Annotated in this window: 1 protein-coding gene and 1 pseudogene; one reads left to right on the top strand and one right to left on the bottom strand. The window is 69.2% G+C overall.

Annotated features, from left to right (window positions below):
• The coding region (locus ACWD12_RS41130) for a serine hydrolase domain-containing protein (RefSeq protein ID WP_450103971.1) at nucleotides 1-838 on the bottom strand (838 nt) is incomplete at its 3' end.
• 210 nt (nucleotides 839-1,048) lie between these two features.
• Here ACWD12_RS41130 and ACWD12_RS41125 point away from each other — a divergent pair.
• Nucleotides 1,049-1,117: pseudogene (locus tag ACWD12_RS41125) on the top strand (TetR/AcrR family transcriptional regulator); the annotation flags it as partial.

Raw genomic sequence — 1,117 nt, 5'->3', positions numbered from 1 at the left:
TCTGCGCCAGCGACGAAGGGCTGACGATCTCTCCGGCCAGCAGCATGCCGTAGAAGCGGTTGATGTCCGCGACGGTGGATATCAGCGAGCCGGCCGGTCCCGCGTACGACATCTCGAAGACGCTGTAGTCGCGCGGCGGGTCGATCATGCCGAACCACGCCTCGTACAGCTGCGAGTGCGGCCCGTCGACGTACGGTCCGGTGGGGAGTTCGGTGTCCCGGAGTCCGGCGCGCTCGATGACGTTCCGGGTGATGTACTGCTCGGCCGGGGTGCCGGTCACGTGTTCCAGGAGCCGACCGAGGAGCAGGTAGTTGGTGTTGGAGTACACCCCCGGCGCGCCGCCCGGGGCGCAGACGGCAGGTGCGGTCACCCCCATCTCGATCAATTCGTCGGGGTCGAACCGCGTGTGGCGGTGATCGTCCAGGCTCTCGGGCCCGATCTCCGCGAGGACGGGGAACGCCTTCAGCGAGGGGTAGGCGTACGGGAGGAACTCGGCGAAGCCGCTGGTGTGGTTGATCAGCATCCGGACCGTGACCGCGTCACCGCGTTGTCCGGGGACCGACTTCGGAAGGTACCGGCCGATCGGTGTGTCGAGACCGATCCGACCGCTCTCGACCTGCTGCAGGACCGCCGCCGCGGTGAACGTCTTGGTGACGCTGCCGACCCGGTGCCGCATGTCGGCGGTGACGGGACGGCCGGTGGCGACGTCGGCGACCCCGGCGGCGCCGCGCCAGACCCGGTCGCCGTCCCGGACCTCGGCGAACAGGCCCGGTATCCCGGCGCGGTGGACGTTCTCGATGGCGGCGTCCAGCGCCGCGGAATCCAGTGCGTTCTTCATGTCGTGCGTCCTTTCGATCTGCTCGGAGTGCGCTCCACGCCGGTCGCCCGACCCGGGTGACGGGCCGCGCGTGACACGCCGACCCGTTCGCTGCCGGGACGCTCGGCACGCCCATGTCCTCATTATGCACGCACCGCGCGCAACACAAAGTGCAATGCCAAGTGCATGGCCGGGCGCATGGGCTAGACTGAGGCCGACGAGAGGGGCGAAATGGCAGGTCGAAGGCGCTGGTCGACCGAGGAGATCCTCGACGCGGCAGCGGAGTTGCTGCGCACGAGC

It is taken from the genome of Streptodolium elevatio (assembly GCF_053592165.1).
The sequence above is the reverse complement of the archived record's forward strand: the minus strand, read 5'-3'. Positions and strand labels throughout refer to the sequence as shown.